Origin of the sequence: Nocardia sp. NPDC049190 (genome assembly GCF_040648115.1) — a bacterium.
Classification (GTDB): domain Bacteria; phylum Actinomycetota; class Actinomycetes; order Mycobacteriales; family Mycobacteriaceae; genus Nocardia.
The window spans coordinates 134,363-156,676 of record NZ_JBEZDE010000013.1 but is presented as its reverse complement, the minus strand read 5'-3'; the positions used below and the strand labels follow the sequence as shown (position 1 = coordinate 156,676).

Sequence of the window (22,314 nt, the reverse complement as noted above, 5' to 3'; positions counted from 1 at the left end):
ATATGGGCTTGCGTTGGCGCGTTATGCGGGCTGTGGTCGCGGAGGACGGTATGAGCACAGCCGAATACGCGATCGGCACGATCGCGGCGGCGGCGTTCGGCGCGGTGCTTTACGGCGTGGTGACGGGCGACAGCATCGTGAACGCGTTGACGAAGATCATCGACCGGGCGCTCAACACGACGGTGTAGGCACCGGTGCGGGTGGCCGACAGCGCCGCGGTGGCTTCGAACTCGCCGAGGAGCGCGGGGCGGTGACAATCGAGGCTGCGATCGCGCTCACCGCGGTCGTCGCAGCGATCGTGTTGTGTCTCGGTGCGCTGCTGGCGGCGTCGACGCAGATCCGCTGTGTCGACGCCGCTCGCGAGGCGGCTCGCCTTGCCGCCCGAGGTGATCGGGTGAACGCCGTCCCGGCAGCACAACGCATCGCCCCACCCGACGCGGAGATCGCTGTCCGGATCGAGAGCACCCGTGCCGCTGCGGTGGTCTCGGCTCATACTCCATTGCTGCCGCTGCTCACACTTCGCGCCGAAGCCGTCGCAACTCTCGAGCCCGGGGTGACACAGTGAGCGCGGCATGCCGCGGCCGTTCGGCGGCGGGCAGGCACCGGAGAGGCGCCGCGAGTTGGATACCACGCGGCTGGATCGGTTCGCGGACGCGGTCGAGGCGCAGATGCGCGCGGGATCCGATGTGGTGGTGGCACATCACATCGATGGGCGGAGGCTCGGCTCGGCCGCGCGCCGATGTCGGTGATGGAGTGGATCGCCATAACGGCACCGTAAGGATGAACAACATCACGTCGATCGTGGGTGGTGTGGATGGCGGCTCGGTCGACCGAAGTGCTGACGCTGTGGACAACGACGCCGCTGGCCTCGTCGACGTCGACGTCGCTACCTCTGCTGCTGTCGCTGACCTCGCTGTCGTTGACGCCACCGCCACCGCCACCGCCACCGCCACCGCCACCGCCACCGCCGCCACTGACGCCGCCGCCGCCGCCGACGCCGACGCCGCCGCCGGCGGCGACCGCGCCGCTCAGCGGGCGCGACAGCGATTAACGGCGCGAGCTCGTGTGGTGTCCAGGGAGGACGGCGTGGCGACCGTATTCGTGTGTCTTGGGCTGGTGGCGCTGATCGCGGCGACGCTGGCGATCGGAAACGTCGGGACCGTGGTAGCGGCACGACATCGGTCGCAGGCGGCGGCGGACCTGGCGGCGCTGACGGCGGCGGGCGCATTGGTGGATGGCGTGGAGATCGCGTGCGCCGAGGCGGAACAGGTGGCGTTGCGGATGCAAACCCGAATCCGGGTCTGCGAGGCCACGGAGTGGGACGTGACGGTCACTGTGGAACGGAATATACCAATAGGTCTGTATAGCGATCGGGTCGTTCGCGCAGTTGCGCGAGCGGGGCCCAGCGAAGAGTGAACAGAGTGCGGTGCCTCTTCGGTAGGTCGGTGTCGAACTAGCGGAAATCGGGAATTGTGCTGGCTGAATAAATGCGGGTCACACAATTACCCCGGCGGGCGCAGATAGCTGAAACAAATGAATGCGCGTGTTCGCAAATGGCACCGTGGCAATAGCCTAGTTAACATGAATATATTCCTTTTTATTCGGAAGGGGTGAAGTGGTTCCATTCCACTCTGGAGTCCGGTCGAGTTATGTCGACGACATGCTGGTCGGATAGCAGCCGGCCGGGTGCGACGGTTGCGCCGTCACCCGCCGTATACAGCGGTTTCGCTCGACGGCAGCACGGACAGCACCGCCGTGAGCAGGCGCGCCGAGCCCGCCTTGTCCAGCGGATGGTTCCCGTTGCCGCACTTGGGCGATTGGACGCAGGAAGGGCACCCGGCCACACACCCGCACGACTCGATGGCCGCAAGCGTCGCCGAAAGCCAGTGCCGCAGTCGGGCGAATCCACGCTCGGCGAATCCCGCTCCCCCTGGCTGGCCGTCGTAGACGAAGACGGTGGGCAGTCCGGTGTCGGGGTGCTCGGCGGTGGAGACGCCACCGATGTCCCAGCGATCACAGGTCGCCACCAGGGGCAACAGACCGATTGCCGCGTGCTCGGCCGCGTGCAGTGCACCGGGGACGTCGTCGAATTCGATTCCGGCCTGCGCCAACAACTCCGGCGTCACGGTGTACATGACTGCTCTGGTGTGCAGCGTCTGCGCGGGCAGGTCGAGTTCGACCAAATCGAGTACCTCTCCGGTGACCAGCGTGCGCAGATAGCCGACCACCTGGCTGGTGACCCGCACCTGGACCAGTCCAGTCGTCACGTGACCGTGGCGGTGTTGCTCGACCACTGCGTCGATGGCGATCGAGGTGACCTGGCGGGCGCTGGTGGTCCATCCGGGTTGGGCTGCCCGCACGAAGGCGACGCCGTCTTCGAGATCGAGGTCGTCGACCACGTATGTGTCGCCTTGGTGCAGGTGAACGGCGCCTTGGTGCAGGGTCGCCGGTGCCCGTCCCGCGTCGGCGGTGCCGAGCAGCCTGCCGGTCTCGCCGTCCACGATGGCCACGGGAGTCCCGATGCCGCCGCGTACATCGACCGCGTCGTGTGGCTGCGTCTCGGCGGTCACATACCACCGTCCGCCTTTCTTCCCGGCTCGCCACCGGATCAACCCTTGCTCGGCCAGATCGTGCAGCACCGCACGTGCGCCGAGCTCGTCCGCCTCGGTGTCGGTGAGCGGCAGTTCCAATGCGGCGCAGAGCAGTTGCGGCCCGAGCACATAAGGATTGCGCGGATCGGTGATGGTGGCCTCGACCGGCTTGTCCAGCAGCGCCGCGGGGTGGTGCACCAGGTAGGTGTCCAGCGGATCGTCCCTGGCCACGAGCAGAACCAGCGATCCCTGGGTTCGGCGGCCGGCGCGGCCGGCCTGCTGCCAGAACGACGCGACGGTGCCGGGAAAACCGGCGATTACCACGGCGTCCAAGCCCGCGATATCGACGCCGAGTTCCAGGGCGGTGGTGGTCGCGGCGGCGAGCAGCGACCCGTTGGACAGTGCCGTCTCCAGATCGCGCCGATCCTCCGCCAGGTACCCCGCGCGATAGGACGCCACCCGCTCGGCCAGGGCTGGATCGACGTCGGCCAACAGCCTGCGAGCCTCCATCGCGGTGAGTTCGGCGGCCCGCCGCGAGCGCACGAACGTCAAGGTCCGTGCCCCTTCCGTCACCAGATCCGCCATGATCCCGGCCGCCTCCGCGGTGGCCGCCCGGCGCACCGGTGCACCGTTTTCGCCGGTAACCGTGGTGAGCAGTGGTGGTTCCCACAGCGCGACGGTCCGAGCTCCCCGTGGCGAGCCGTCTTCGGTGACCGCGGTGCAGGGCGCGCCGATCAGTCGCGACGCGGCCGCCGCCGGTTCGGCCGTGGTCGCCGAGCACAGCACGAACACCGGGTCGGCGCCGTAGCGTGCGGTGATCCGCCGTAGCCTGCGCAACACCAACGCCACGTGCGAGCCGAAAACTCCCCGGTAGGCATGGCATTCGTCGACGACCACGTAGCGCAATCCGCGTAATACGCGGGCCCAACGCTGATGCGACCGCAATATCCCCAGGTGGAGCATGTCGGGGTTGGTGCAGATCCAGCGCGCGTTGGCGCGCACCCACTGCCGGATCTCGGCCGGGGTGTCGCCGTCGTAGGTGGCCGGATGGATATCGCGCAACGGCCCTTCGCGGGTGAGTGTGCCGAGGGCCCGCAGCTGATCGGCACCAAGCGCTTTGGTCGGCGCCAGATACAGCGCGGTGGCCTTTGGATCCGCCTGCAGCGCGCTGAGCACGGGAAGTTGATAGCCGAGCGACTTTCCCGACGCGGTTCCGGTGCTGACGACCACATGCTTTCCCTCGAAAGCCAGGTTCGCTGTCTCGATCTGGTGAGTCCACGGTGCATCGACCCCGGTGTCTTTCATCGCCGCAACCACTTCGGGCGATGCCCAGGTGGGCCAGACAGTGACATCGGCGGCACGCGCGGCGAGTTCGACGACATGGGTCAGCCTCGGATCGTTATCCGGTAGCCCGGCTTGGACACGATTCAGCAACGATGTCCCGTAGCTGGGGTCGGTTCGGGGTTCGGATCGGGGCGCAGACTCCAGTGGATTCATGAGGCGGGCTCCGTGATGCACGCGGTTAGTGTGAAACGTGTGCGCTTGGGAAGTCCTACCTGCCATTTCGATACCCAATAGCGACCTGGGTCACAGCCTGTTTGCCGAACGTCGACTCGGTTATCAGGGGGCAAACGAACCCCAAGTCTGGATTCCGCCATTGTGTCCCTCACCTGCGCATTCGCAAGATCAACTTTTTTGCAAATTGTCGGTAACGCGACTGTTGAATTGCCGGAAGACATGGTTCACTGGTTCCTGGTCGCAAGCTTCTGTGTTCGAGGGACGGATCCAAAGTCCAAACCGTCAGCAGGATCGATGTTGCGAACGCTGTGCTTGGTGCTTTCCTGCAGGGGGAACCAACAGTACAACGGTCGGAACGGACCCGGTGGACGAACCCAGTTGTCCGCCGTTCCGGTAAGAAAAGAGAAGGAACAGAATGGCACAGGGAACTGTGAAGTGGTTCAACGCGGAGAAGGGGTTCGGCTTCATCGCGCCCGAGGACGGCTCCGCTGACGTCTTCGTCCACTACTCCGAGATCCAGGGTTCGGGCTTCCGCACCCTCGAGGAGAACCAGAAGGTCGAGTTCGAGGTCGGCCAGGGCACCAAGGGCCCACAGGCCACCGGAGTTCGCGCGCTCAGCTGAGCGACGCAACTATCTATTGCCCGTCCCTCACCACCGGCAACGGGGGTGAGGGACGAGCTATATCCGGGGTAGGAACACGACACGCGCAATCGGCGGTACCTCCCGCCGCGGACGCCGCGGCGTCGGTGTGGGCCACGCGACAAGGCATACTGACTCGAACCGACGCGCGTACGCTCAGTGGTTCGAGTCGCAAGCACTCGGCCGCATGCGGTGTCGAGGTATAAACGGTGTCTGGTGGCAACGTCCAGCCGTCGTAGCCGCTTGCCCCAGCCGCGCACAGCGCGAAACAACGCAGCGCGGGTCGATAAGGAAAGGTGTATTCGCCGGTGGCAACACGAGACCGCGGTGCAGCCGACCAGGGCCGTCCCCTGCGTCGTCTCGTGATCGTCGAGTCCCCGACCAAGGCCCGCAAGATCGCGCCCTACCTCGGTCGTAACTACACGGTCGAGGCGTCGGTCGGCCATATTCGGGATCTGCCGCGTGGCGCGGCGGATGTTCCGGCCAAGTACAAGGGGCAGTCCTGGGCGCGTCTCGGCGTGGACGTGGACAACGACTTCGAGCCCATCTACGTCGTGAGTCCGGACAAGAAGGCCAAGGTCACCGAGCTCAAAAGCCTGCTGAAGGACGCCGACGAGCTCTATCTGGCCACCGACCCCGACCGCGAGGGCGAGGCCATCGCCTGGCACCTGCTCGAGACGCTCAAGCCCAAGGTGCCGGTCCGGCGGATGGTGTTCCACGAGATCACCGAGCCCGCCATCCAAGCCGCCGCCGCGGACACTCGCGAACTCGACAGCGATCTGGTCGACGCGCAGGAGACCCGCCGCATCCTGGACCGGCTCTACGGCTACGAGGTCAGCCCGGTGCTGTGGAAGAAGGTCATGCCGCGATTGTCGGCGGGCCGCGTGCAGTCGGTCGCCACCCGCGTGATCGTGCGGCGCGAACGGGAGCGCATGGCGTTCCGCTCGGCCGAATACTGGGATATCGCCGCGAAGCTGGATGCGGGCAACGGCGCTGACAGTGCTACCACCAACCCGAGGACTTTCGGCGCGCGGCTGGTCACCATCGACGGCGCCAGGGTCGCCTCCGGCCGCGATTTCGGTTCCGATGGACAGCTCAAGGTCACCACCGGTGTCATCGTGCTGGACGAGGGGTACGCGCGGCGGCTCGCGGAGTCACTCGACGGCGCCGACCTGGTGGTCTCCTCCGCGGAGGCCAAGCCGTACACCCGCAAGCCGTATCCGCCGTTCATGACCTCGACGTTGCAGCAAGAGGCCGGGCGCAAGCTGCGCTTCACCTCCGAGCGGACCATGCGGGTCGCGCAGCGGCTGTATGAGAACGGCTACATCACCTACATGCGTACCGACTCGACCACGCTGTCGGAGTCGGCGATCGCCGCGGCGCGCGCGCAGGCGACGCAGCTCTACGGCGCCGAGTATGTGCACCCGACCGCGCGGCAATACAACCGCAAGGTGAAGAACGCCCAAGAAGCACACGAGGCGATTCGGCCCGCCGGCGATACATTCGCTACGCCAGGCCAGTTGCACTCACGGCTGGACAACGACGAGTTCCGCCTCTACGAACTCATCTGGCAGCGCACCGTCGCCTCGCAGATGGCCGACGCACGGGGCACCACGCTGACGTTGCGCATCACCGGCGTCGCGGCCACCGGCGAGGAGTGCGTGTTCTCCGCTTCCGGCCGCACCCTCACCTTCCCCGGCTTCCTGAAGGCCTACGTGGAGAGCGTGGACGAGGAGGCCGGCGGTCAGTCCGACGACGCCGAATCCCGCCTGCCCGCGCTGGCGGAGGGGCAGGGCGTCACCGCCGTCGAGCTGAATCCCGATGGGCACAGTACGAATCCGCCGGCGCGCTACACCGAGGCGTCGCTGATCAAGACACTCGAAGAGCTCGGCATCGGCCGTCCTTCGACTTATTCATCGATCATCAAGACGATCCTCGACCGCGGGTATGTGTACAAGCGCGGTAGCGCGCTGGTGCCGTCCTGGGTGGCCTTCGCGGTGATCGGCCTGCTGGAAGAACATTTCGGCAGGTTGGTCGACTTCGACTTCACCGCCGCGATGGAGGACGACCTCGACGCCATCGCCGGCGGACGCGAGCAGCGCGGAAACTGGTTGTCCAGCTTCTACTTCGGCGGCGAGCACGGCGTGGAGGGTTCGGTCGCGCGGTCGGGCGGACTGAAGAAGATGGTCGGCGAGCGGCTCGATGACATCGACGCGCGAGAAATCAACTCGATCAAGCTGTTCAGCGATTCCGAAGGACGCGATGTCGTCGTCCGGGTCGGCAAGTACGGACCGTATCTGGAGCGTCTGGTTGCCGATCCCAATGACCCCGAGGGGGATTCGGTATCGCAGCGGGCCAACCTGCCCGACGATCTTCCGCCGGACGAACTGACTCCCGAGGTAGCCGAGAAGCTGTTTTCGACGCCGCAGGAAGGGCGTTCACTCGGTGTCGATCCCGCGTCCGGGCACGAGATCGTGGCCAAGGAAGGGCGCTTCGGCCCGTACGTCACCGAAATCCTGCCCGAGGCTGCCGTCGAGGACAGCCCAGCGCCTGCCAAGAAGACCGCGAAGAAGGCCGCCGCGCCGAAACCCCGCACGGGCTCGCTGTTCAAATCGATGGACCTGGCGACCATCACACTCGACGACGCGCTCAAACTGCTGTCACTGCCACGCGTGGTCGGCGCCGACCCGGCGAACGGCGAGGAGATCACCGCGCAGAACGGTCGGTACGGACCGTATTTGAAGAAGGGTACCGACTCGCGGTCGCTGAACACCGAAGATCAAATCTTCACGGTGTCGCTGGAGGAGGCGCTGAAGATCTACTCCGAGCCGAAGCGGCGCGGCCGGCAGGCATCCAGTGCGGCTCCGTTGCGTGAACTCGGCGACGATTCGGCCACCGGCAAGCCGATGGTGATCAAGGACGGCCGTTTCGGCCCGTATGTCACCGACGGCGAGACCAATGCGACCCTGCGTAAGGGTGACGAAATCGAGTCGATCACGCCCGAGCGGGCGATGGAGCTGCTCGCTGATCGGCGGGCGCGCGGCCCGGTGAAGAAGGCGGCGAAGAAGACCGCGGCGAAGAAGACCGCGGCGAAGAAGACCGCCGCCAAGAAAGCCACCGCGAAGAAGACGGCCGCGACCAAGGCGACCACCACCAAGACGGTGGCCAAGAAGACCACGGCACAGAAGTCGGCGGCGAAGAAAACCGGGGTCGGAAAGTCGTAAGCACTCGGCTGGTGGCGTCGGCCATGACCTGATCGACTGGCAGTCGGTGCGCTGCACGGTACGGCATATCTCGCGCAGCCATTCCGGTCACGTCGACCTCACTCGCGCGGCGCTCGACTGCGCGAACAGCGCATATCAGATTGCCTCGTAAACCGCATATCGGGTGTTCGCAACCAGGGCGATGTGCGAACCGATGTGTCGGCGCAGACGGCTAGGGTGTACTGCGTGGCGGGTGTCTTCGATCGGTTGGTCGGCCAGGATGCGGTCGAGTCCGAGCTGACGGCTGCCGCGATCGCGGCCCGCAACGGCGTGGTCGAGGGTGCGATGACGCATTCGTGGCTGTTCACCGGCCCGCCGGGATCGGGCAGATCCGTTGCGGCACTGTGCTTTGCGGCCGCATTGCAATGCACCGACCCGGGAACGCCCGGGTGCGGCAGGTGCCACGCTTGCGCGACCACCATGGCCGCCACGCACGGCGATGTGCGTCGGGTGGTGCCAGAAGGGCTGAGCATCAGCACCAAGGAGATGCGCGAGATCGTGCAGGTCGCCTCGCGCAGGCCGAGCACCGGTCGCTGGCAGGTGGTGGTCATCGAGGATGCTGACCGGTTGACCGAGGCCGCAGGCAATGTGCTGCTCAAGGTGGTCGAGGAGCCGCCGGACCGGACGGTCTTCCTGCTGTGCGCGCCCTCGGTGGATCCGGAGGACATCTCGGTCACGCTGCGGTCCCGCTGTCGACATGTGCACCTGGTGACGCCGTCGGTACCCGCCATCGCCCGGGTGCTCCACGAACGCGACGAGTTGGACGAGGAGACCGCGAACTGGGCCGCCGCCATCAGCGGCGGACACATCGGTCGCGCCCGGCGGCTCGCCACCGACGAGGAGGCGCGGTCCCGCCGCCGACGGGCACTGGCTTTGGTCGCCGCGGTCGGCAACCCCGGGGCGGTCTATGCCGCCGCCGACGAACTGGTGCGCGCGGCCGACGACGAGGCCAAGCAGATGAGCGCCGCCCGGGACGAACGCGAACGCGAAGAACTCGCCACCGCGCTGGGTGCGGGTGGCACCGGCAAGGGCGCGGCCGGCGCCACCCGCGGTTCCGCGGGCGTACTCAAGGACCTGGAGCGACGGCAGAAATCTCGCGCCACGCGCACTGGACGCGATGCGCTCGATCGTGCCCTGATCGACGTGGCAGGCGTCTTCCGCGACGCCCTGGCCGTCCGGTTCGGCGCCGCTCGCGGCGGTTCCGGCGTCGCGCTCACCCACCCGGACCTGTCCGACCAGATCCACGACCTCGCCGCACGGATACCGCCCACCGGCCTACTCAGCTCCATCGAGGCCGTCCTCGCCTGTCGCGAAGCCCTCGATCTGAACGTCAAACCCCGCTTCGCCCTCGCCGCCATGGCCGCGGGCCTGTTAGCCGCCCAATCACGCTGACGGTGACCACCCGTTTTCGCGATCCGGCGACAAGACGATAGACTCGCGTGGCCGAGAGGCACGCCGCCTTAGCTCAGTCGGTAGAGCGCTTCACTCGTAATGAAAAGGTCGGGGGTTCGATTCCCCCAGGCGGCTCCACAAGAAATCAGCTCTAACCAGCCGATTTCCCTTTGCGTCGACGCTTCCGGCGCGGTGACGGGCCACCCGTCTTGTCACGGTTTGTCACAACGGCCTCCAACCTGCCCGCTGCGGAGGCCAGCGCATCGCTCTGGGAGTGCACGTAGGTGCGCATCGTGAACGCGCTGTCAGCGTGCCCCAGCCACTCCGATATCACCGCGATCGGCACCCCTCAAGAGCGCCTGCGGCGCCGCTTACGCGGCGCCGCAGGCGTTTCGACGCGCAACGCTCGCTCGAAAAGGCCCCGCTCGCGGCGCGTCGGCGCGTCGGCACCGCGTTAGCGACATGGCAGAACGTTCCCTGATTCTGTCTGGCCACTTTCTCAACCTCCTCGCAGGGCTGGGCACGACGAGAGCCGTACCCGGCTGACCTCCCGCAGCCGATCACGAATCGGCCGGCACTCTGCCCAGTCAACCGGCTGTGGTCCCGATCGACCAGGACCAGCACACGACGGAACTTGCGATTCGAGAGGACATCCAGGGTTGGGTGTCCCTGCCTCCTCCTTGGCCCGATTCTCTGACTTCAGTCCGGCGAGTAAAGGGCGCTTCGCGTCACTGCGTGATGCCTGCGGCACCCTTGACTAGCCCTCCTTCAGCACAGGACGGCCAGTATGAGGAAGCAGGGGAAGAGAAGTTGCCGGGCGGATAGGCGATCTATCCGCGAACAGGGCAATGCCCGGTGTCGGTTGCCACCGTTGTGGGACCACCACGTTGCCAGTCATGGGACCACTGGCAGCGGTACAGGAGTGGAACGGGTTATCGCGCTGTTGATTGGCGGACCCCGCGTTCCCGAACGACCTATATGCGGCTACTTACAGTGCGTTGTCGTTGGTCGCCCGAATGGCATAGTGAGCGGGTGCCGAATCTCGACTTCTACGCCGTGGACGAGGACTGGTCGGAGGTCCTTGAAGTTGTTTTCGAGTTCGACCTGTTTCGCGTCTTCGAGTCCTACTCCGAACCGGGTCACGAGTTGCGGGAGTTTTCTGCTGCTGTTGAAGTCCCCGATACCTGGCTAGGTAGGCGGCTGATGTTGGTCGTAGCAGGGGCGGGGCCGGAACCCTTGGCAAGACGGATCGACTTTGCCCCGGATGTGGTCAGCGACGCCCCATTTCGCTACATCTGCGAGGGTTGGGGACTGATCCAGCTCGATTACGGCGGCCCTTTCGGCGACCAGGAGTTGCGCTGGACCCACACCAATCACAACACAGCCAAGCGTGCTGCGGCGTGGGCGGCAACCCTGCCTCGGCTGGGTAACCCCGCTGCCTGGGACTGGGCTGCGGTAACGAAGGCTTCGAGCAGACTCAACCGGGTGATCCGGCGGATGGCAGTCGGCAAGATCGGTTCGCATCCGGTACTGCCTCACGCGCAGCAATTCATCGCGCACGGCGGGTTGCGGTACGAGTACGGCACCGGTATCCGCGCAACCCCTGTCACTGGAACGAGCATCCGGTAACGACCAATTCCGCGGCCCGTTGTCACCGAGTTGTCACAAGTCACCCGGACAACCCCGGACACTGCGGAACTCCCACGGAGGCGTATCACCACCTCACGCAGGAGCACGGACATCAGCGAGACCAGCACGGACACGACGTATTCGACTCGTAATGAAAAGGTCGGGGGTTCGATTCCCCCAGGCGGCTCCATTTGAAGGGCCTCTGACATGCGTAATCGTGTGGAGGGGCTGTTTCTCAGGTCCACCTATGGCAGGATCTGGTTGGTCAGAAGGTTGGCGAGGTCTGTCGCGACCGCTCGGGTAATGCCGAATGGCGGGTGTTTCCTTGCGGGCATCTCTGGCGAGTTGGAGACCGATCACGAACGCAGCAACTTCCGTACCCGCGCTGCCTCGCGGGTGAGGTGGTCGCGCTCCGGCACGCTGGTGGCCGCGCTGGATGCCGCCGCATACAGCGCGGCGGCCTGTTCGTGGTCGCCGGCGCGTTCGAGGAGGTAGGCGCGAACCGCGGTGTACCGGGGCAGGTCGGGATCCGACTTGCTCAGTTCCGCCAATCCGGCCTGCGGACCATCGGCCTCGCCGACCGCGACCGCGCGGTTGAGTCGCACCACCGGGCTGCCCGTGAGGTGCAGCAGTTCGTCGTACCACTCCACGATCTGGACCCAGTCCGTCTCGGCGGTGCTCGGGGCATCAGCGTGCAGGGCGGCGATCGCGGCTTGGGCCTGGTATTCACCCAGCCGGTCGCGAGCCAACGCCGCTTGCAGAACTGCCACTCCTTCGGCGATAAGGGTGGTGTCCCAACGGGATCGGTCCTGTTCGGCGAGCGGCACCAGGCGCCCGCCCGGACCCGTGCGCGACGCACGGCGAGCATGATGCAGCAGCATCAGCGCGAGCAGCCCCGCGACCTCGGGCTCGTCGGTCGAGGCGGCGAGCTGACGGGTGAGGCGGATCGCTTCGGCCGCCAGGTCGATGGCACCGCTGTAGCCTTCGTTGAAGACGAGGTAGAGCACGCGCAGCACCGTTGTCAGATCGCCGGGTTGGTCGAGTTGCCGCCCCGCGATACGCCGCTTGGCCCGGCTGATCCGTTGTGCCATGGTCGCTTCGGGCACCAGGTATGCCGTCGCGATCTGCCGCGTCGTCAAGCCGCCGACTGCGCGCAGTGTCAACGCCACGGCCGAACCAGGGGGCAGCGACGGGTGCGTGCACAGGAAATAGAGCCACAGTGAGTCGTCGGCGCCTGGCACCGGACCTCTCGGCGGCTCGACCTTTACGGCGAGTTCCCGTTCCCGCCGTGCGGCATCGGCCCGGGCGGCGTCGAGGAACTTGCGCCAGGCGGCCGCGACGAGCCAGGCTTTCGCATCGCGCGGTGGATCGTCCGGCCAGCTCTCCAACGCGCGAATCAGGGCCTCCTGCACGGCATCCTCGGCCGCGGTGAAGTCGGCTCCGCGGCGGACGAGGACACCGATCACCGCAGGTACGAGTTCGCGCAGCAGCGACTCGTTCACTCGGTCACGGTGGGCATCGCGGTGAGGAACGGTCGTATCTCGAGCCACTCCTGGACCGGCTTCCCGCCCGCACCGGGCGCCGCGGACAGTTCGGCGGCCAGCCCGAGCGCCCGCTCGTAGGTCTCGACGTCGATGATCATCCAGCCGGCGATCAAGTCCTTGGTCTCCGCGAACGGACCGTCGGTGACCGGCGGGCGGCCCTCGCCGTCCGAGCGGACGAACGTGCCCTGCGGGGAGAGCGCCTGACTGTCGACGAACTCGCCGGTAGCCTCGAGTCGCGCGGCGAGATCCACCATGTACTGCACGTGGGCCGTCAGCTCGTCCGGCGTCCACTGGTCCATCGGCACCTCGTTGACGGGCGCAGGCGCGCCCCGGTAGTGCTTGAGCAGCAGGTATTTGGCCATGATGTTCTCCTCGCTTCGGTACGGCCCATTCTGGCCGCGTTGATAGGTTCAGGAGCGCTGACGCTCGGCTCGCTGCCGGACCAACTCCTCGACCGCGGTGGGGAGGGTGGTTTCGAAGTCGATCAGCTTGACCCAGGTCGGGGTGATGACTATCCGGACCATGCCGTCGTAGAGCGAGCGGACCTCGGCCTCCCACTCGACGCGCTGCTCGGGGGTCATTTCGTAGCTGCCGTTCATCCGCAGGTACTCCGCCGGGATGCCGTCCACCACGTCCAGCTCCGCTCGACCGCGGATGAGCAGGATCTTCGGCGGGTGGACAACGGTGTCGATCGTCAGCGCGACCTGGGGGTTGTGCCGCAGGGAGGGAAGTTTCGGGGCGTTTTTCGTGGTGCAGAGCACGATCTGCGAGCCGTTCCAGGTGAACCCGATCGGGATGTTGCGGGGTGTGCCGTCCTTGGCGACGTAGGCCAACCGGGTCAGGTCGAGGGCCAGCAGCTCCTGGCTGATCGGGCGGTTGAGGATCTCGGTGATCGCATGCTGTTCCATTACTGTCTCCTGTGTCGGTGTCCGGGAGCGGTCCGTTCTCGACTGCTCCTCCCCCTGGGACGGAGCCGGTCCTACGTTCTCGACATCCGCAGCGAAGAATTCTCCGGCTTTTTTCGGACCAACGGGGGGCGGCCACCTGAGGTCAACCGAGATGGCGCCAGGGAAGCACAGTCGCAACGCTGATTCGGAACAAGCTGACCATGGCTGACCAGTGTGCGCGCACCTGCAGGATTCCGCCGCGATTGCTTCGAATTCGCCGAGGTCCGTGGCCGGACCCGGTCGCTTGCGACGATCTGATGATGAAAAACGTTGCACCGCAACATTTCTCACGAACTCCGGACTGCGCGATACTCGCGCGGCGACAACACCTCGATGCGCAGACCGGGCTTTCGGCGTGATGGACGGAAGCGACTGCCGGCGGATGCTGACGCCCATCATCGCCGCAGGTGGCGATTCGGGATGAATCGTTCGGTAGACCTGTGCGATTCCCATGGCGCGCAGGCCCGCGAGCTGGGCGTCCGGCATAGACTGCTTGATTGTTCTACGATCCTGGTACGGGCTAGTACATCAGGAAGAGTGATGCGCGGGACATCTATCGGCACGCGGCTGGTCGAAGCTGTCGACGCGATCGGTGCGGTGGAATGGGATGGCCTGGTTCCGGCTGGTGAACTGTTCTGCAGTCATGCCTGGTTACGCCATCTCGATGAGGTGGCGGGCCCGCATCCGGTCCTGACGATCGGTACCGGTGAGCGGATTACGGGCGCGACGGCGATCTGGGATGGTGAGCGAGCTCCCGGGTTGTTCTATTTGCCAGATTTCTTTCCCGAACTCGCCGGTCCTTGGCAGCGCCCGTTCGTCTGGCTCGGCGCCCGTCGCTCGGTGCGCAACGGCCTGATCTGCACGACCGGGCCACAACGGTCGGCGTCGTTGTCCGGCCTGCTCGCCGGCACGCTCGATTACGCCAGGGACAATGGGCGTGCCGGGGTGGTGATGCCCTATCTCCCGATAAGTGCCGCACGAGAATTCGGGCGTGCGCATCCCGCCGCGCACGTGCTGCTGCATTCGGCCGAGGCTACGGTAGCGGTCCCTGCTCGGGGAACCGCAGACCTGCTCACACAGTCGAGCGGGCACAACCGCAAGCGCCGACGCCGAGAACTCCGGGATTTCACCGCCGCCGGCTTCATCCTGGAATGGGTCGACCTCACACCCGAGATCGAGGCGGCGATCGCACCATTGATCGCGGCCAACCGCCGCAGATACGGTAATAGCGACGGTGCTTCGTGGATACATCGTGTTTTTGCCGCCCAGCGGCAAGTTGGCCTGCTCGACGATGCCAAGGTGTTGCTGTGCTCTCGGGACGGCGCGCCGGTCACCGTCGCGGTATGTTACCGGCATGGCGACAGCCTGCACGGCCGGTATTTCGGCTCGGATGGATCGGTGAGCAGGGACGGCTACCCGTATTTCGTTACCACCTGTTATGCCCCCATCGATTACGCCGCGCGGAACGGGTTCCGTCGACTCTTCCTGTCGACGTCCGCGCTGGAAGCGAAGATCCGCCGTGGCGCGGTGGTGGAACCGCTCGCCGCTGTGGTGCTGCTTGATGATGCCGAACTCGACGTCGAACGCGTGCGTACGCACAACCGGGACCTGGCGCGCGGTTACTACGACCGATTTCCCGGGTACCTGTCCTCGTTGAGCCACGACTGGCTCGAATTCCTGTTCTGACTTCGAACGAAAGGCCCGGCGAAATGCTCCATCTGGTCTACCGGTTTCGGCCGACCGCAAAGGCCCGAGCTGATCTGCCAGGGTTCTGGCGGTGGATCGCAGACCGCCAGCTCTGGTTCTATGCCGACCTGGACATGGTGCTCGGCACCCGGTGGTTCACGGTGACCATCGGTGACGACGTGCACTGCCTCGAGCATCACGTCACGTTCGCCGACGAAGCCGAATGGGGCCGCTACCGTCGCGAAATCAGCGCACGGTCGCGAGATCCGGAATGGGAGAAGCGGCGGACCGGCCAGGACGAGTGGTATGAGATCCTCGACGCGCGAATCCTCACCGACCCGCCGCATCCGATCCCACTCCCCGCACTCGAGCAACCCGGCCCGCGATCGGATGCGGCGGTTCTCGCGCAGCGCAGCCGTGTCCTGCTCGATCGGGCCCGGTTCGTCACCCTCGCCACCAGCGGGCCGGCCGGTCCGTGGTCGTCCACCGTCAACTACGTCGTGCTGTACCAGCCGCTGCGGCTGCTCTGGTATTCGTTGCGCGACGCCCGGCACTCGACGAATATCGCCCGCTCGCCGCAGGTCGCGGGATCGATTTTTCGCACCGGGCTGACCGGCTCCGACGCACCGTCGGGCATACCGATCGACGGAGCCCAGTTCACCGGCGAGTGCCGCGAAGTCACGGCCGAGGAGCTGCCCGCCTATTACGACCGATACTACGAATCGAACTTCCCGGATCCCACGGTCCGGGCCGAGTGGATGCTGCCGCTCGAGGAATTCCGCACCGACGGTCCGCGCCGGTTTTATCGCCTCGACATCGACCGGTGGTGGCTCTACGACGCGCAGCGCTGGACTGAGGACAAGCACGACACCAGGATCGAAGTCCCGGTCGCCGCCATCGACCGGTGACCGCCTCGGCATCGGGCTGACCGGATCGCGCAGTGCGCCGACGCGCCTCCGGTGGTCGAGCGTCGCCGCACCGCCCCGTGTTGAAGTTGATGGTGTCATCACCGTCACGAAGGTGACATCGTCCGGTTGTTCGGCCGCGATGCCGTCCGGGGTGCTCAGTAGCGGCTCGACAAACCGAAAGGAATTTAGGTTAGCCTGTCCTGTGTGACGGGAGGGGATGCGCGCGACGTGAGCCGTGTCGAGGCGCGCCGGGATTCGCCGCCGCAGACGCCGATCGTCGGCCGCGCGGAGTCGAACCGTCCCGTTCGTCGTCGGCCGCGCGCACCGTTCCGTCGCACCCTGATCGTGGTCCACCGCTGGTCCGCACTGACTCTCGGTGTGCTGTTGGTTGTCCAGTGCACCTCCGGCGCGATACTGCTCTATCACGGGGAACTCTTCCGGGCCAGCCACCGATCCTTCTATCAGCACACCGACGCCCAGACGGTCATCACGACCGAGCAAGCCGTCGACATCGTGCGCACGGCGGACCCCGACTTCGACGTCGGATGGGTCGGCTCCGACGGTGGTGTCATCGCCGTCGGTGATCGCGCTCGCAGAACCGCCTATTCGGTGGACCCGGGCACCGGTCGAATCAACACGTATGCGGGAATTACCGAGGGCCCACTCGGCCTGCTCGTCAACCTGCACGACTGCGCGTTCGGCTGCCCGCGCTATGCGGGGCTGGTGCCATTGGTCAATGCGAAGGTGCCGGTCCTCGGCCTTACCTGGGCGCACTTGATTCTCGGCGCCGTCGGATTGTTGCTGGTACTGCTCGCGGTATCCGGCGCCTTCGTATGGTGGCCCGCGCTGAAGCGTTGGCGTCACGGCTTTCGTGTCCGGACGAACAAAGGCCGCTACGCCCGTGACCGCGACCTACACAATGTCATCGGCATCATCAGCGTCCCGTTCCTGCTCATGTGGGGGGTCACCGGTGCCGCGTTCGAATTCCCCGTCGTGGAGCGGGTCTGGCTCGCTCTCACCGGCGGCGAAGCAGTGAACGCGATGCCCCAGGACTCGTTCACGCCCCGGCCGACGTCAGGGCAGCAGCCGCCGGTGTCAGTGAGTGCCGCGAGCACTATTGCACTACAACATGTCCCAGGTCGACTCGCCTATTTGATGCTGCCGAGCGCCGACGCGGACTACTATCGGGCCGCGGTAGCGGGCGCGTATTCGCCCTACGAAAACCGTGCCTTCTACAGCGGTGACATCTTCGTCTACATCAACGCCGAAGACAGCGCCGATGTCGAGGTCGTCGACTCCAGCCACGGCCGGCCGGTGGCGAACACCTTCTACGACAAAGTCTTCCGTCCCGCGCATTTCGGTTGGCTGGTCAACGGCTGGTGGCGAATACTTTGGTTCCTTCTCGCCCTCACGCCATTGATGCTTGCTATCACCGGCGTTTCGACCTGGTTCGTCACCCTGAGAACTCGACGAAAAGCACGTACCCGCCGGGGACCAGCGGCGTAGGCCGGCCGCCGGGTCCGCTCAGCGAACTTACAGTCCGAGTTCGCTCAGGCCGGGATGGTCATCGGGGCGGCGCCCCTGTGTCCAGTGGTATTTGCGTTCGACTTCCTTGATCGGGAGATCGTTGATGCACGCGTAGCGGACGCGCATCAGCCCGTTGTCATCGAATTCCCAGTTCTCGTTGCCATAGGAGCGGTACCAGTTGCCGGAATCGTCGTGGCACTCGTATGCGAAGCGCACCGCGATGCGGTTGCCGTCGAACGCCCAGAGTTCCTTGATGAGTCGGTAGTCGAGTTCCCGACGCCATTTGCGGGTGAGGAAGGCGACGATCTCGTCGCGTCCGTTGACGAATTCCGCACGGTTACGCCAACGCGAGTCCACGGTGTAGGCGAGGGCGACCTTTTCCGGATCGCGGGAGTTCCAGCCGTCTTCTGCCTGCCGAACCTTTTCGATGGCGGTTTCTCTGGTGAAGGGGGGAAGTGGGGGGCGGGCTTCGTCGGTCATGTCAACTCCTTGGTCGGTCCTTTCGCCGTGGTATGACCAAGGCGAGGAGCATCATGCGTGGTCGAGGGCCACCTGCACCGAAGCGGGGGACAACCATTCGATACACGCCCGCGGGGCTGGCCGGGATCGGGGTGATGCGCGGAACACTTCCGTGAATATATTCCGGAGATATTTACCCGGCTTTGAATTGTCATGTGACGTTTGCTGGTACGGGTATATGCGTTGATGGCGTACCCGCCGCTCGAATAGACAAACGATGCCGTGTGGCAACTCCTCGCCGCACGGCATTCCAGGGCCGGCGTAGCTTGTCGAGCAGCCGCTCGTCACGACGTCCAGGGACCGATGCCGCCGATTTTGTCGATGCGGATACGGGTGAGCAGGCCAGGGGGTGATCCGGCAGGGGGAAACTCGACGTTCGGGCCGGTCAGGGTTTTGGCCAGTTCCGCGAGGAGTTCGGGTGCGCCGCCTTCGACGATGCGTGCGGTGCCGGTGACCGACAGGTAGGGCCGCATCAACTCGCCGCGTTCGGGCGCGAGGATCGTTGCCGCGACGCGGGGGTCGCGGCGGATATTGCGGACTTTCTGGTATTCGGCGAGGTGGGCGGAGACGAGTTCGTCGCCGTCGGGTGTTGATTGCAGCGCTACCCACACGACGGACACCTGCGGGCTACCGTCGGGGTTGATCGTCACCAGCGTGGCTTCGGCACCGGCGCCGATGAGTGCGCGAGCTGCATCGTCGAGTTCCATGTTTTGTTCTACCGCAGGGATGGCACTTTCATTCCCGGTAGGCGTCTGATCGCCGACCCGGTCGCGACCCACTCCGGTCCGCTTTTGTTCCTGCCGGTAGACCTCGTCGCCACCCGTTGTTCGACAACGGCCCGGCTTTTCACCGGGTCCGCGCTCCGCGTCGTCCTCCGCCCAGCTGGGGCTGACTACACGTCGATAAAGGTTCCCTTGCCGGGAACGTGTAGGAAGTTCGTCGCGAGCAATACCTCGAGTCGCCCATGACCGGCATCGATCGTGATCGGCACCCACTGGCCGTCGGTGTTCTCGCTGGCGGCGGTGTTGTCGCCCACCGAGACGGGGCTCGCGGCGGCAGTGCCGATCACACCGGTGTCATTGTTGCGCCAGTACAGGGTGACGTCCACGCTGCAGTAGCCGCCCGGGACGGTGGGAACGAAGGTGAATTCCGGACGGATCCAGATGGTCGTCGTGCCGTCCAGGTCGCGGGCCGGGTCGAAATACGCCGCCACCGTTCCGCCGCCGAAACCGCCGCCGCCGCAGAGCGTCCGCGCCGGTGGGATTCCGATCGGCAGGGCGGACGCCGAGGTGGTAGTCACTGCCAGCGCGCCCAAGGCCAGAAGCAGGGCCGATACACCGCGAAATACGTGCACTGTGCTCCGTTCGAAGAAACCGATCCGTCTGTCGGATCATCGGTTCACGGTAACTCTGTGTTAGTGCCACGCGAATGGGCGCAGCTCGATCCGTTGGCCGGCGACCTCCGCCGAGTTCGACGAGACCGGATTCGGATGGTCGGCGGCAGGCCGGGCGATTGTCCCTGAGCTGGAGGTCGATCACCGACTCGAAGCGTTTACGCGGTCAACTCGCAGCAGTGTCGTGCCGGTCGGCGCATCCGGCGATGCGCGCCAACTCTCGGTTGAAGCGGTCGGCGGCTTCGATGTTGCCGAGGTGACCGGTGGGCCATACGTGGTAGGCGGCAAGCCGACCGGTGTCGCTGAGTACGTTGGCGATGCGGCGCGACATGCGTTCGGGCAAGAGACGATCGCACGAGCCCGCGATCACCGTCGTCGGCACGGTGAGGTGTGCGGCGGCGCCGGTGAGATCCATGTCGGCGAGCGCGGCGGCGTGCCTGCCGCGGGTGAAGGGGCGACAGGACCGCACGATCCCGAGCGCGAAGTTCACCTCATCCGCCGTCGCCTTCGCGGACATCATGCGCGCTTTGAACAGTGTGCGCACCGGCCAGCCTCCCGGCACCGGCACTGGGGCGGTGAGAATGGTCTCGCCGACGATCACCGGCATTCGTACGGTGGCTCCGAGCAGCGTGATCGGCCGATTCGCCAGGGTCAGCGGTTTGTTCAGCAGCGGAAGCAGGTCGGTGTCGTAGCGTATGTTGCCCGAGGTGGTGTTCAGCAGGACGACCGAGGCGGCGCGCTGGGGCACCTGCTCCGGATATCGATCGGCCCACGCCTGCAGCGTGATTCCGCCCATGCTGTGACCCACGAGCACCGCGCGCTGTCCGGGGCGGAGTGTGGCGTCCAGAACGGCCGACAGGTCCTCGGCCAGTGTCTGCTTGCTCGGGACGAGACTGCCGAGTTCGCTGGCACCGTGCCCGCGCTGGTCGTAGCAGACCACCCGATACCGGTCGGCGAAGGCGTTGATCTGGGGATTCCAGTATTCGATACTGCAACTCCAGCCATGGATCAAGACGATGACGTCACCGTCGGCTGGACCGTAGGCGTGCACCCGCAGGCGGGCGCCGTCCGAGGTGGTGACCGGAATGACCGCACACGGGGCGGTGGGGGCGTTCAATGACGTGGTCCGGTAAGTGCGAGATCGCAATCCGGCGCGGTATGCGGCAGTCAGCGCGCCATTACGCGCGTCGGCCAGCGTCCTCATCGACTTCACCAGCATCGAGCACTCCTTTGTGTCCACCGCCACACTACGTCGCAAGCTCGGGTGCTTGCTAGTGCAAGCACCCGTGGGTGGAATCCTGGTCTATACCTGGATACCCCGAAATCAATCCGGTCAAAGATCGAATCGGGAACCTCGGTGCGGGAGGAGTGCTGCCCCGCCGATATGCGGCGCGACATGGTCGAGACGGCTATCGCCGTGGGTCAACTCGCCGGGTAGTGCGCTGCGACGATATCGGGCATCACCAGGCAGACTTCATCGTTGGGATGGAAATCGCCGGGCACGTCCCGACGATTGGGGACGCGAACGAAGACGACCAGCGACGATCCATCGCCGGGGTCGATCTCCACCGCGACGGTTCGCGCGGTGTCGTCGACCGCGTGATCACCGTCCTGGGGTGTACACCAGTGGCCCACCTGCCCGTACTGGAGCTTGCGAGCCGCACTGATCCCGAATCCGTCGAGCCAGGTACCACCAGCGGCATCCACATCGACAAATTTTACGCTGCCAGCGAAAACGGCGGATGCTTTCGATCTTGTCAGAGGCTGGAGCCACGACCGTGGCGTGGCCACCGACGCAATCGGTTTCGCGTCACCGATGCCCGCGCAGCGCAGGCGCGATGTCGCGCCGCCTGGTTCCTGACCCAGCCCCTCGGTTCGTCGGCGCCGGACGTGGCGGGGCCACAGGAGCGGACCGGGAACCCGAACGCGGTGGCGGACCCGCATCGCGATCCAGGTTCATGGCAGGGCGTGCGAGCGTGGCGGCACCGACCGGCCCGCGGTTACGGTTGATCCTGTGGAATTCGCGCATACTGTCCCCGGCCCCGCGGCCGATCCGAAGACGGAATCGAGGTCCGGGTGGCGCGGCGTGGCAGTGCCATTGCTGGTCGCGGGTGCCGGGGTAGGGATCGGCATGCTGCTGCACCTGCGGGATCCCCATGTCGACGGTTCGTACGGAACCTGTCCGGTCTACGCGCTGACCGGCTGGTATTGCCCTGGCTGCGGTGGCATGCGTGCGGTGCACAACCTCACCGACGGGCAACTCGTCGATGCGCTGCATAGCAATCTGCTGGCGATTCCGCTGGTTCTCGCGTTTGTGCTGTGGGTGGGGGACTGGACCATCCGGGCGTGGCATGGTCGGTCGATGCGGCTGCCCACTATCAGCCGCACCACGATGTGGACGTTCTTCGCGCTGCTGACGGTCTACACCGTGCTGCGCAATACGCCGTGGGGAACGCTGTTGACCCCGGTCTAGCGGCACCCGCGAATTCCGCACCGCACCAATGCTCGACCGAATTCGGCGGGCCCGCGCGATCCGCCCTGTCGTGGACCCGGCAAGCTGCCACTATGAGCGATTCACTGAAGGACAGGGTGCGGGCGAAGTTGCTGCGCCAGCTCGAAGAGGATGGCACTCCCGACTCCGAGCACGACGACCCACGGCAGATCGCCGTCGAAACCGATCTGGACACGCTGGCCAACGTCGCCGACGACGACCCGCTGGTCGAAGAACTCGCCGTGCGTTATCTGGTGTTCTGATCA

At 65.9% G+C, this 22,314-nt stretch carries 21 protein-coding genes and 1 tRNA gene; 13 read left to right on the top strand and 9 right to left on the bottom strand.

Features of this window, described 5'->3' with window-relative positions; genetic code table 11:
- The first annotated feature begins 2 nt into the window (after positions 1-2).
- From AB0B25_RS14535 to AB0B25_RS14525, 3 genes are all read left to right on the top strand, one after another.
- Positions 3-188: a DUF4244 domain-containing protein gene (locus tag AB0B25_RS14535; protein ID WP_357178626.1), complete on the top strand. Its 186-nt coding sequence runs from the start codon at positions 3-5 to the stop codon at positions 186-188.
- A gap of 62 nt (positions 189-250) precedes the next feature.
- Positions 251-565, top strand: coding sequence for a TadE family type IV pilus minor pilin (locus AB0B25_RS14530; RefSeq protein ID WP_357178550.1), 315 nt, complete (start codon positions 251-253; stop codon positions 563-565).
- Between the two features lie 215 nt (positions 566-780).
- Positions 781-1,416 carry an Rv3654c family TadE-like protein gene (locus AB0B25_RS14525; protein ID WP_357178548.1) on the top strand — a complete coding sequence of 212 codons (636 nt, stop codon included), beginning with the start codon at positions 781-783 and terminating at the stop codon, positions 1,414-1,416.
- Between the two features lie 287 nt (positions 1,417-1,703).
- Here the strand turns inward: AB0B25_RS14525 and AB0B25_RS14520 are convergent, their stop codons facing one another.
- A complete protein-coding gene (locus AB0B25_RS14520) occupies positions 1,704-4,088 on the bottom strand; it encodes a DEAD/DEAH box helicase (protein WP_357178545.1) in 2,385 nt (794 codons plus the stop codon).
- A gap of 436 nt (positions 4,089-4,524) precedes the next feature.
- Between AB0B25_RS14520 and AB0B25_RS14515 the strand changes: the two genes are divergently transcribed.
- The 5 genes from AB0B25_RS14515 (at position 4,525) to AB0B25_RS14495 (ending at position 11,033) form a co-directional block, all read left to right on the top strand.
- Entirely contained in the window at positions 4,525-4,731 is a 207-nt protein-coding gene (locus AB0B25_RS14515) for a cold-shock protein (RefSeq protein WP_011206895.1), read from the top strand.
- Positions 4,732-5,111: 380 nt separating this feature from the next.
- Positions 5,112-7,973, top strand: a complete 2,862-nt coding sequence (gene topA, locus AB0B25_RS14510) for a type I DNA topoisomerase (RefSeq protein ID WP_357178623.1) — start codon at positions 5,112-5,114, stop codon at positions 7,971-7,973.
- Between the two features lie 225 nt (positions 7,974-8,198).
- Positions 8,199-9,404, top strand: coding sequence for a DNA polymerase III subunit delta' (locus AB0B25_RS14505; RefSeq protein WP_357178542.1), 1,206 nt, complete (start codon positions 8,199-8,201; stop codon positions 9,402-9,404).
- 62 nt (positions 9,405-9,466) lie between these two features.
- Positions 9,467-9,542: transfer RNA gene (locus tag AB0B25_RS14500), tRNA-Thr, on the top strand.
- Positions 9,543-10,436: 894 nt separating this feature from the next.
- Positions 10,437-11,033 (top strand): hypothetical protein, encoded by a 597-nt coding sequence (locus AB0B25_RS14495; protein WP_357178540.1) that lies wholly within the window; start codon positions 10,437-10,439, stop codon positions 11,031-11,033.
- A gap of 356 nt (positions 11,034-11,389) precedes the next feature.
- On the opposite strand, the gene AB0B25_RS14490 is transcribed toward AB0B25_RS14495, so the two are convergent.
- Genes AB0B25_RS14490 through AB0B25_RS14480 form a run of 3 tightly spaced genes read right to left on the bottom strand, consistent with a single transcriptional unit; the run spans position 11,390 to position 13,485 of the window.
- A complete protein-coding gene (locus tag AB0B25_RS14490) occupies positions 11,390-12,535 on the bottom strand; it encodes a DUF6596 domain-containing protein (RefSeq protein WP_357178537.1) in 1,146 nt (381 codons plus the stop codon).
- Positions 12,532-12,939 (bottom strand): YciI family protein, encoded by a 408-nt coding sequence (locus AB0B25_RS14485; RefSeq protein WP_357178534.1) that lies wholly within the window; start codon positions 12,937-12,939, stop codon positions 12,532-12,534. The genes AB0B25_RS14490 and AB0B25_RS14485 overlap by 4 nt, the downstream gene beginning before the upstream one ends.
- 48 nt (positions 12,940-12,987) lie before the next feature.
- The gene (locus AB0B25_RS14480; RefSeq protein ID WP_357178531.1) at positions 12,988-13,485 is read right to left on the bottom strand and encodes a pyridoxamine 5'-phosphate oxidase family protein; all 498 of its coding nucleotides are present in this window, start codon (positions 13,483-13,485) and stop codon (positions 12,988-12,990) included.
- Positions 13,486-13,944: 459 nt separating this feature from the next.
- On the opposite strand from AB0B25_RS14480, the gene AB0B25_RS14475 reads away from it, so the two are divergent.
- From AB0B25_RS14475 to AB0B25_RS14465, 3 genes are all read left to right on the top strand, one after another.
- On the top strand, positions 13,945-15,210 hold the full coding sequence (locus AB0B25_RS14475; RefSeq protein WP_357178529.1) for a peptidogalycan biosysnthesis protein: 1,266 nt from the start codon (positions 13,945-13,947) through the stop codon (positions 15,208-15,210).
- 23 nt (positions 15,211-15,233) lie between these two features.
- Positions 15,234-16,118, top strand: coding sequence for a pyridoxamine 5'-phosphate oxidase family protein (locus AB0B25_RS14470; protein ID WP_357178526.1), 885 nt, complete (start codon positions 15,234-15,236; stop codon positions 16,116-16,118).
- Between the two features lie 204 nt (positions 16,119-16,322).
- On the top strand, positions 16,323-17,624 hold the full coding sequence (locus AB0B25_RS14465; RefSeq protein ID WP_357178523.1) for a PepSY-associated TM helix domain-containing protein: 1,302 nt from the start codon (positions 16,323-16,325) through the stop codon (positions 17,622-17,624).
- Between the two features lie 27 nt (positions 17,625-17,651).
- Here AB0B25_RS14465 and AB0B25_RS14460 read toward each other — a convergent pair whose 3' ends face one another.
- The 5 genes from AB0B25_RS14460 to AB0B25_RS14440 all read right to left on the bottom strand — a co-directional run bounded on the left by AB0B25_RS14460 (position 17,652) and on the right by AB0B25_RS14440 (position 21,264).
- On the bottom strand, positions 17,652-18,125 hold the full coding sequence (locus AB0B25_RS14460; protein ID WP_357178520.1) for a nuclear transport factor 2 family protein: 474 nt from the start codon (positions 18,123-18,125) through the stop codon (positions 17,652-17,654).
- Positions 18,126-18,448: 323 nt separating this feature from the next.
- Positions 18,449-18,871, bottom strand: a complete 423-nt coding sequence (locus tag AB0B25_RS14455; RefSeq protein WP_357178518.1) for a PPOX class F420-dependent oxidoreductase — start codon at positions 18,869-18,871, stop codon at positions 18,449-18,451.
- Positions 18,872-19,056: 185 nt separating this feature from the next.
- Positions 19,057-19,464, bottom strand: coding sequence for a hypothetical protein (locus AB0B25_RS14450; protein WP_357178514.1), 408 nt, complete (start codon positions 19,462-19,464; stop codon positions 19,057-19,059).
- A gap of 259 nt (positions 19,465-19,723) precedes the next feature.
- A complete protein-coding gene (locus AB0B25_RS14445) occupies positions 19,724-20,776 on the bottom strand; it encodes an alpha/beta hydrolase (protein WP_357178511.1) in 1,053 nt (350 codons plus the stop codon).
- A 203-nt stretch (positions 20,777-20,979) separates the two neighbouring features.
- Positions 20,980-21,264, bottom strand: coding sequence for a hypothetical protein (locus AB0B25_RS14440; protein WP_357178508.1), 285 nt, complete (start codon positions 21,262-21,264; stop codon positions 20,980-20,982).
- 307 nt (positions 21,265-21,571) lie between these two features.
- Between AB0B25_RS14440 and AB0B25_RS14435 the strand changes: the two genes are divergently transcribed.
- Positions 21,572-22,030 (top strand): DUF2752 domain-containing protein, encoded by a 459-nt coding sequence (locus AB0B25_RS14435; RefSeq protein WP_357178506.1) that lies wholly within the window; start codon positions 21,572-21,574, stop codon positions 22,028-22,030.
- A gap of 92 nt (positions 22,031-22,122) precedes the next feature.
- Positions 22,123-22,311 (top strand): hypothetical protein, encoded by a 189-nt coding sequence (locus AB0B25_RS14430; protein WP_357178503.1) that lies wholly within the window; start codon positions 22,123-22,125, stop codon positions 22,309-22,311.
- Positions 22,312-22,314: the final 3 nt, after the last annotated feature.